The sequence below is a fragment of the Acinetobacter sp. ANC 4216 genome (assembly GCF_004331195.1).
In the GTDB taxonomy this organism is placed as follows: Bacteria; Pseudomonadota; Gammaproteobacteria; order Pseudomonadales; family Moraxellaceae; genus Acinetobacter; species Acinetobacter kookii.
The window spans coordinates 1-8886 of record NZ_SJOC01000031.1 but is presented as its reverse complement, the minus strand read 5'-3'; the positions used below and the strand labels follow the sequence as shown (position 1 = coordinate 8886).

Below are 8886 nucleotides of genomic sequence, written 5' to 3'. Positions count from 1 at the left end.
CCACCAGAGCGGCTACCGCGATCATCATCGTCATCGTCGTCATCACGGCTGCGACCACGTCCTCGACCACCAGAGCGGCTACCGCGATCGTCATCGTCATCGTCGTCATCACGGCTGCGACCACGTCCTCGGCCACCAGAGCGGCTACCGCGATCGTCATCGTCATCGTCATCATCACGGCTGCGACCACGTCCTCGGCCACCAGAGCGGCTACCGCGATCGTCATCGTCATCGTCGTCATCACGGCTGCGACCACGTCCTCGGCCACCAGAATTATTATCATTTATATGACTACGGGAGCCCGCTTCGCGCGCCTCTTCTGAAGTGAATTCATGAGCATTTCCACTTCGATGGGCAGCTCTTCCAGCTTCACGAGCTTCGTCAGAAGTAAATTCATGAGCATTTCCACTTTCATGGGCAGCTTTACCACCCTGACTCGCTATCTCACGTTGTCGGTCTGGATCCATGCTCGCAAATCCACGATTTGATGTATTTGTATCATCATCTTGATTAGCCATATCTATACCGCCTCTAATTATTCTTCGCGAAAGGTAAATAGCTTGTCTAAGTTAGAAGATATAAATTTAAGAATGAACCTGGCATATGTTTCTAATCTTATTAATGTAAAAGCACTAATTAATATTCATATAAAAAACTTTAATTTAAGAATTTTTTTTTATTTTTTATTTACGAAGATAACAAGAAAGTCCCGTATATTTACCTATAAGAACTGAAGCTAAAAACATGGATTTCTATATAAACATGTTAGCCATTTAACATAATGGCGATTATACGAAGTACACTTGTATATTAATATAAATATCAATAACTTAAAAATTTAGTCATGACCAAGAAAAGGCAAAAAGTTGGCTTTTGTAATAAGTTGGTGAGTTTTTAAGCGAATCTGTAACATTTTGCCAGTAAATTTGGTTAAAAAACGATCAATTTAGCAATCTGTGCCCATTTCATACGGATCCAGGCTCCAAAACTATCCCCAATTGCTGTGGATAAAATTTAGGCTATTTTGTACGCTTTGGCTCACATCAATCTCTGCTCTTTGCTGCTATCCGCAATACTGGAATTTTCCTATGATGAACTCATCGGGAACAGGAAGTTCCATAGAAGAATAACAATAGATAAGCACAAGGACTGTAAGGTACGACAGGAGTTATACCGAGCGAACCAATACGAAAAACCCCGGCAGGATGCCGGGGTTTTTTTATTATCTAAAATTTTTAAATCAGAGTTGGATGAGCATCCAGGATACGAATTAGAGTAGCTGCAGGACCAGTCGGATAGCGACGGCCTTGTTCCCAGTTTTGGAGCGTTCTCGCGCTAATATGCAAGCGTGCCGCAAATTCAGCCTGGGTTAAGCCTGTTTTCTCACGTACTTCCTTGATATCTGGTAATTCAAGCTCAGTCACTCGGCTTGCTTTCATTTCATTGCGTTTAATGGCACCAGCTTCTTTAATCGAAGCAACCAGGTCATCAAATAAGTTGTTATCCATGAAATTGCTCCTTCACTAATTGACGCAAGATCGATGTTTCTTTATCAGTCAGGTTATCTTTTACTGACTTTGGATAAGCCACCAGAAAAAAGATCTGATCATCTTCTGTGACCCAATAATAGATCACTCGGATACCGCCACTTTTACCCTTATTACCTTGAGCACAACGTACTTTACGAATGCCACCGCCATTCTTGATTAAGTCGCCCTTATCAGGTTGTACCAAGAGATCCTGCTGAAGCTGACGATACTCTTCATCATTCACAAGCTCTTTAATTTGCTTGGTAAAAATACTGGTTTCAATGAATAACATAGGTTTAAGTACGTCAATGGCGTATAAGAATTTTAGCAGTTTTAGAACAAAAAAACGAGAGCGATAAGCTCTCTGTTATTCCCAAGTAGAAATGTCCTATACAGACATTTCTACTTGGGAATAACACAAAAAAGTAGCCTCATACCTTTATGGGATAGGAGCTAGATGGAAAAAATATTGTGAATTCGATAAGAAAAAAAAAAACCCTCTAATTCTTCTTTTAGTTCTTTTTATAAGTAAGAATTAGAGAGCTAATTTTCTTCGCTGTGGCGTTTTATAGTTATTGTTCTGAGGCTGATTAAAGCATCTATTGATTAAATAATCACCACATTATATTGTAAAACCGACCACTGACTTATTGATTAGCGTGATTAATATCACACAATTAATTAAACTTAAAAATCACTATAATGAACTTATTTTTATTAATCATTTGAATAATCATTGATTCTTTAAGATAGATTGGCACAACACTTATAAATCTAAATTTTTTTATAAAATTACTAGTAATTTCTATAACTTATAGATTATTAATTCTGTGCTATCTATTATTTTTAGAAATAAATGTCCCTAACATAATCATGAAGGTACTAACTCCTCCTATTACTAAACTCATGAGTATTATTTCTATACTTAATATCTCTGTCCAGTGGCTATGGTTACTCCACGGAATATATACACCATGTCCAAATAAAAAATTTATAGCGCATAAAATAAGGAAGCTAATGAGAGTAGATATTATTAAGGTAACTATAAGATTTTTCCAAACTTTGCGTCCTACACACAATACAAAAAATGTTAGGCATATCATTATGACTATTGAGATTAATAAAAAAATATTCCAATATTCCATTTTTATTACTCATAAGTTTTTTTAATTAAACTTAGTAAAATGTTATAGTTAATTTTTCCATATTTTTTTAATATAGAATTATTCTTATTATTAAGCAATATCATTATGTTCCGCCATTATCACTATAACTCATAAAAAATGGGTTCTTTTCTAAATGATATCTTTAGGCTAGGTAAAAATAAAAAACCACACTTAAAAGTGTGGTCAATCTGGACAACGTCTCAGGTCTAAAAAGAAAAATATGGTTAATTTTCCTCTTCGCAGAACTTAGTAAAGCAATGCTTTTTTGATCTTTTTATCTGTCTTATATTGCGATAAAGCATACACCGCCCAAATTGCGGCCGGGATCCATCCTAGGATCGTAATTTGAAGAAATAAACACATCATTCCTGCAAATGGACGACCTATCGTAAAAAACAGCAGTCAGGGAAAAATTAAAGCAATCAACAATCTCATTTCACATTCCTATGTATCTTTTCAACAGATCAATAATTAAATATCGGCAGATCAAACAGCTTACGATCTCTTTCATCTGTTAAATACTTATCCATTTGAGCAGTCAGTTTTGCCCGAGCCTGTTCATCTTCTTCGGTAATTTTCAACATACAGGACCCGATTAAAATCTTGCGTCTGGTATCATCCTTTCGTGCCTGTTCTTTCTCTTTGGCACGTTCTCTTGCCAATGCTGCCTGTCTTTGAGCCTTAAGCTGTTTTAGCTTCTCTTCCTGTGCCTTAATCTTGCTATCTAAAGTTTCAGTAACGCTCATTAATCCAATACCATCATCCTGGGAAACCATCCCTAACATAAGCGCACTTGAATATGCATTCAAGGTGCTATATGTATAGTAATGTTTTCCTCGAAGAGCGCACTTATGCAAACTTCGTTTGCAAGTCCGATTGGGGAGACCCCAATACCCCGACAACCGTATCCACGGTTGTATTTCACTACGTGAAAATTTAAAAGCGAAAAACAGGCATGGCGATTTACCACTTTTCAGTCAAAACCGTAGCACGATCTGCAGGGCGTTCCGCCACTGCTGCAATCGCCTATCGCGCAGGTGAAAAGATTTATTGCGAACGTGAAGGCCGGGAACATGATTACAGCCGAAAAACCGGTGTGGAATACAAAGAGATTTACTTACCCGAAGGCGCACCAAAGCATTTAAAAAACCGGGAAAAACTCTGGAACGAAGTTGAACAACGAGAAACTCGAAAAAATTCCACAGTCGCCCGGGAGTTTGAAATTGCCTTTCCCAGTGAACTGAACCAGGAACAACGCCTGGCCATGCTTGAGGATCTATGTTCTAAAATCGTAGAAAGGCACCAGGTGGCGGTTGATGCCTGTATCCATGCACCGCATACCGAATCCGGCAGTGATGAGCGCAATTATCACGCCCATATTCTGATGAGCACACGTAAACTCACTCCAGAAGGTTTTACAGAGAAAACCCGGGAACTCGATCAGAAACACAGTGGAGAAATCGAACACTGGCGTGAACAGTTTGCTGATATCTGCAATATGCACCTGGATATGGCCGGATCCACCGCCCGAGTCGATCATCGCAGCTACAAAGACCAGGAGAATGGTCTGGAAGCGACTTTGCACGAGGGACCGAAAGTGACCGAACTGCGCCGGAAAGGGATTGAGACTGAAATCAGCCGAAGCAATGATGAAATCAAACAAAGAAACCAGGCTCAGCTGCAATACGGCAAAAATATGGACATGCTGATTGCTGAAAATGAGATAAAACTCAGCAAACTGAAAAAAGAACAGCAGATTCAAATCAAACATAGCGCTAGAACGCCACCAATTGACGAAAAAGCCGTGTTTGAGGAAAAACAGAGGGAATCCCTGGCTAAAGTACTTCAAGGCGAAATCAGCGCAAAAGACGCGAATCTGGATCTAGGTTTCATGCAAAGCAGCCTTGAAAAGGCCACAAATACCCTAAACAAGCTGCAAAAGCATCAAAATGAGTTCGCACAAAACCTGGCCGAGGACATTATCCGGACAGAATTAAAGAAAAGCCGGGACCAATTACAAAGCCTGGTTGAGCAACATGCAGAACTCAGCAAAAAGAAACCGCTGCTATTTGGGAAAAAAGCCTGGGAAGAACAGCGTGAAGATATTTACCGAAAACACCAGCACTTAAAAAGCCAACACGAAGACAAGAAACAACATGGTGTAAAAAACTTACTGGGTAAAGACGAGTTTAGAACCTATGCCTGGAAACAATACCAAAAACATCACCCAGCGAAAGCTGAGCAATATCAGAAGCTCTACAGCTCCTATCGTGTCATCAAAAAACATATCGATGAAATCAAAGCAGAACAACAGCTGAAACTCAGACAAGAACAACGACTCAAACAACAGCAAGTACCAAAAATGAAATCTCGTGGCATGAGTCGTTAAACAGAGCGAGTGTCTACGAGCGAACTGAAAAAATTCGCGCCTCGCCTCCCTGAAAAACAGCTTTTTAGGCAAGTTAGCCTAAGAAAGCGTTCATCACATGTAGAAAATTGAACCTAGACCGAGCGAAGCGAGCATAAAACACTTATGAGCGAAGCGAATTCCGAGTTGCTTTTGCTTTTTCTAAAAGTCACGCAAATATTAACCAAAAATTGCCCCGACGAATCGAGCGAAAGCGAGATTCAATAGAGTTTGAGCGAAGCGAAAACCAAGGGCAATTTTTCAAATTTCCTTTTTTAATTATTTTTAAATATTTTAAATCTTTTCAGTCCTCTGTATGCCTTTAGTAGCAAGGGTTTCAGCATTTAAATATGACGGATTGACTACTAACTATGACGGATTGACTACTAACTATGACGGATTGACTACTTAACTATGACGGATTGACTACTAACTATGACAAGTATATATTTGTCATATATTAAAACTAAATGGTTTTATTTTGGATAAGAATCAAGTTGTAAAATCAAATCAAGTTATAGAAGCTTCATATCAATTAAGTGCCGTAGAGCAACGTATTGTCTTAGCAGCCATTTCACGTATTCCAAAGAATCAACCCATCACAGATGATGAGTTATACCCAGTGAGTGTTAATGAATTACAGCTCCTAGGAGTACACGAGAAAACAGCCTATAGAGATTTAAAAGAAGGGATTAATAGACTTTATGAAAGGTCTATCAACCTCTCTGTGGACGATAAATCTATCAAAATGAGATGGGTACAAGAGGTTCAGTTTTTAGATAGTCAAAGTGTCATTGGTATTCGCTTTTCAAAACCAATTTTGCCTTTTATATCTAACCTAAGTAGAGAATTTACGAAATATGCTCTATCTGATATCGCAGGTATCAACAGTGGGTACGGTATCCGTATCTATGAGTTACTGGTGCAATACAGGCAAATGGGTAAGCGTGAAATCTCTGTTGATAATCTACGAACCATGCTGGAACTAGGTAAAAAGTATCCGTTATTTGCTGATTTTAAAAAAAGGGTAATTGATACTGCTGTAGATCAAATAAATGAATACAGCCCTTTACGTGTGACGTATGAGCAGAAAAAAACAGGTCGTAAAGTTACTCACATTACTTTTTCTTTTAAAGAAAAAACAAAAAGCATTGATCAGGAAAGTAAAGACATACCGAAAGAGTTCTATAAGTTAACAGATGCTCAGATAAACATGTTTGGTAATCAACTATCGCGTCTACATGAACTTTCTTATCTAGCACGTGAGGGTGAGAGCTATGAAATATTAGCTTCAAAAATCAAGGAAAAACTTAGAGATCCAAAACAACAGAAGCAGTTTTTACCTTACTTACGGAACTTAGGCTTCAAACCTTGAGTGTATTGAAGAATACACTTATTGTATTCTTCAATACGTATCTTAAATACACAGTAATACACTATGAAAACAAGTACAAAATACAGTGTTAGTGATGCTGCTACACTGTATAAAAAATCTAGAGCGACACTTTATAAAGATATAAAAAATGGGGTATTAAGCCGTGATCATGATGGTTTTATAGACTTTTCAGAATTATTGCGTGTATATGGTGAACCGTTTTCTGGAAAACAGTCAAAACGTATTGATACGTCTCTAATACAGAATCTGGATACACCCGAATACACTGATAAAACAGTAGTAGAGTTAAAAAATCAGATCGACTTTTTAAAGAAACAATTAGAAAAAGCAGAAGATAGAGAGGCTAAAGCTAATGCTCGTATCGATACGCTTCTTACACTAATTGAAATGAAGCCACCTAAAGCTAGTAGTGAACCTAATAAAGAGAATATTGAAAGTAATATTTCGCCAAACCCAACTGATATGGCAACAAATATTCAGTTAAAGCAGGTTAAAGAGGACGGATTGACTACTCCAGAGAACAAACGTATCCCTGTTCCAGAACATGTTGAGCCTGAACCTAAAAAAAGGGGCTTCCTGAGCCGTTTTTTCCTTCCTTATGGTTAACCAGGACTCCAGTTTTTTGATGAGCCAATTTCAGTGCAAGCACCTGAAATAATGACTCCTCAAAAAACCGGATGATGTTTATTAAAACTGAATAAACCCGTGGAACATTGCTTACTTATTGACCGTGGAACATAAAAAATAAAGAAAGGGCCGCTCTGGTGCCTTACTTCCTAGAGCGGCTTAATCTAATATACTGATATATAAATAAAAAATACAAGCATTTCGTATAAGGTGTATTATGTTAATTTTAGGAAATCTTAAACGAAATCACCAAAAAATCATGAAAAAAAAATCAGCTTTTTTATATTATTTAGATGTTACAGCACCATTTTATTATTTTTATCTTGTTCCCACTGCAATCGCATTAGTCATAGTCAGTTTTGATTTCTCATTTCAGGGCTTATTACCGGCCACAATTGACTCTTCAATTTCAAGCAAACATAAGTTTCTAAATGACTATTTTGCAATATGTACTTTTTTCGTAATTGGCCTTATTGTTCTTAATTATTTAAGACACCCACTACCCGCCACATATGTAAGACAAATACGTCAGCATTATGCAACATTAAATAGGAACCAGCAGTCTATCAATGGTTGGCTTGGCATTGTATTTTTCTGCTTTACTTTAGGCCTGATGAACCTGACTTGGTTTATTATTAATGATGAGCCTCTTCCACCATATAAAGAATGGCGCAAAGGCGATACTCTTACCTACTTACACAGTTTCGCACCTCCTTATATTTCTGCTATTGCTTTTAGTTTGCAATATACCCTCATTGTATTCTTTACATTAATATTTATGAACATATTTGATAATCGTAAATATAGATAAAATTAATATACTTAACCCTATTTGACATAATGGTACTTATACGAAATTTTCAAAAAAAATAGTAAAAATGGGAGCCTTTGACTCCCATTTTTGGCTTCGTATAACGTGTATTATGTTAATTTTTTATAAAAACTCAGAAAACACCTAGTAACAGCAAATCATCACCCTTCTATATTTCGCTTTAAATAATGAGTAATATCATTTTTTCTTTTCAAGAATTTTAATTAAACTTTGGTTAATATTTTTCATTAGTTTTTTTAACTTTTCTTTAGGTTTTCCTTTACAAAAACATCGAAAACTATAGATATTATCTTTATATGAAATCACATAAAAAAAAGTACCCACTGGCTTTTCTTTTGTTTCGGAACCACCTCTCTTTAAGAGTCCTGTACATCCTATATACAAATCAGAGTTAAAAATCTTACTGGCTTTTCTTACCATCTCTTGAGTAACTTCCATAGACTCCGGAGTATATTTTTTTATAAATTTAGGGCTTATCTTTAAAATATTTTCTTTAACTTTCATGTCATAACATACTAAACCACCATATAAAATATCACCCGAATATTTGTTTTGCGAAAATCGATAAGCTAAGTAACCTGCGGATGCACTCTCGATAAAACTAATACTTAGTTTCTCTTTGGAAAGTAACTTTATGCACCTATTCATAAAATAAACTCCTAACTTCTCTAAGACTTAATAGATTGTAGAAAAATTAAAAAGCGCAGACTAATTATCTGCGCTTTTATAATTTTCTTGGAGAAAATTATAGGTATCTGTCAATTACCGAGAAGTAAATCTTCCTTGCTCATCACGTGCAGGGGTATTCCCTCTTCTCTGACTACCTGAACGGCTACCGCGATCATCGTCGTCGTCATCATCACGGCTGCGACCACGTCCTCGGCCACCAGAGCGGCTACCGCGATCATCGTCGTCGTCATCATCACGGC

The 8886-nt window shown here is 37.2% G+C and carries 10 protein-coding genes; 4 read left to right on the top strand and 6 right to left on the bottom strand.

Translation table 11 applies throughout. The annotated features are described in order from the left end of the window. The 5 genes from E0H88_RS16020 to E0H88_RS15595 form a co-directional block, all read right to left on the bottom strand. Positions 1 to 518: KGG domain-containing protein (locus tag E0H88_RS16020; protein ID WP_131275033.1), on the bottom strand; the 518-nt coding region annotated here is incomplete at its 3' end. A 717-nt stretch (positions 519 to 1235) separates the two neighbouring features. Further along, on the bottom strand, positions 1236 to 1508 hold the full coding sequence (nadS, locus tag E0H88_RS15615; protein WP_004896911.1) for a NadS family protein: 273 nt from the start codon (positions 1506 to 1508) through the stop codon (positions 1236 to 1238). Further along, positions 1501 to 1821 carry a type II toxin-antitoxin system RelE/ParE family toxin gene (locus E0H88_RS15610; RefSeq protein ID WP_005404023.1) on the bottom strand — a complete coding sequence of 107 codons (321 nt, stop codon included), beginning with the start codon at positions 1819 to 1821 and terminating at the stop codon, positions 1501 to 1503. Before E0H88_RS15610 ends, nadS begins: the two co-directional genes overlap by 8 nt. A gap of 1120 nt (positions 1822 to 2941) precedes the next feature. Then, positions 2942 to 3097, bottom strand: a complete 156-nt coding sequence (locus tag E0H88_RS16185) for a YqaE/Pmp3 family membrane protein (protein ID WP_252152038.1) — start codon at positions 3095 to 3097, stop codon at positions 2942 to 2944. Between the two features lie 62 nt (positions 3098 to 3159). Beyond that, a complete protein-coding gene (locus E0H88_RS15595; protein ID WP_131275037.1) occupies positions 3160 to 3441 on the bottom strand; it encodes a DUF8583 domain-containing protein in 282 nt (93 codons plus the stop codon). Positions 3442 to 3650: 209 nt separating this feature from the next. Here E0H88_RS15595 and mobQ point away from each other — a divergent pair, with 209 nt between their 5' ends. The 4 genes from mobQ (at position 3651) to E0H88_RS15575 (ending at position 7936) form a co-directional block, all read left to right on the top strand. Then, positions 3651 to 5084: a MobQ family relaxase gene (gene mobQ, locus E0H88_RS15590; RefSeq protein ID WP_131275029.1), complete on the top strand. Its 1434-nt coding sequence runs from the start codon at positions 3651 to 3653 to the stop codon at positions 5082 to 5084. Between the two features lie 499 nt (positions 5085 to 5583). Next, complete coding sequence (gene repM, locus E0H88_RS15585) at positions 5584 to 6477, top strand: replication initiation protein RepM (protein WP_131275027.1); 894 nt, start codon at positions 5584 to 5586, stop codon at positions 6475 to 6477. A 63-nt stretch (positions 6478 to 6540) separates the two neighbouring features. Next, on the top strand, positions 6541 to 7104 hold the full coding sequence (locus E0H88_RS15580; protein WP_009508997.1) for a plasmid replication DNA-binding protein: 564 nt from the start codon (positions 6541 to 6543) through the stop codon (positions 7102 to 7104). A gap of 238 nt (positions 7105 to 7342) precedes the next feature. After that, positions 7343 to 7936, top strand: a complete 594-nt coding sequence (locus E0H88_RS15575; protein WP_252152037.1) for a hypothetical protein — start codon at positions 7343 to 7345, stop codon at positions 7934 to 7936. Between the two features lie 198 nt (positions 7937 to 8134). Here the strand turns inward: E0H88_RS15575 and E0H88_RS15570 are convergent, their stop codons facing one another. Beyond that, a complete protein-coding gene (locus E0H88_RS15570; RefSeq protein ID WP_131275025.1) occupies positions 8135 to 8605 on the bottom strand; it encodes a CinA family protein in 471 nt (156 codons plus the stop codon). Between the last annotated feature and the right edge of the window lie 281 nt (positions 8606 to 8886).

Bases quoted from the DNA above. Each gene is read 5' to 3' on its own strand.
- nadS (WP_004896911.1), bottom strand. From the start codon at position 1,508: ATGGATAACAACTTATTTGATGACCTGGTTGCTTCGATTAAAGAAGCT.
- E0H88_RS15610 (WP_005404023.1), bottom strand. From the start codon at position 1,821: ATGTTATTCATTGAAACCAGTATTTTTACCAAGCAAATTAAAGAGCTT.
- E0H88_RS15595 (WP_131275037.1), bottom strand. From the start codon at position 3,441: ATGAGCGTTACTGAAACTTTAGATAGCAAGATTAAGGCACAGGAAGAG.
- mobQ (WP_131275029.1), top strand. From the start codon at position 3,651: ATGGCGATTTACCACTTTTCAGTCAAAACCGTAGCACGATCTGCAGGG.
- E0H88_RS15580 (WP_009508997.1), top strand. From the start codon at position 6,541: ATGAAAACAAGTACAAAATACAGTGTTAGTGATGCTGCTACACTGTAT.
- E0H88_RS15575 (WP_252152037.1), top strand. From the start codon at position 7,343: ATGTTAATTTTAGGAAATCTTAAACGAAATCACCAAAAAATCATGAAA.
- E0H88_RS15570 (WP_131275025.1), bottom strand. From the start codon at position 8,605: ATGAATAGGTGCATAAAGTTACTTTCCAAAGAGAAACTAAGTATTAGT.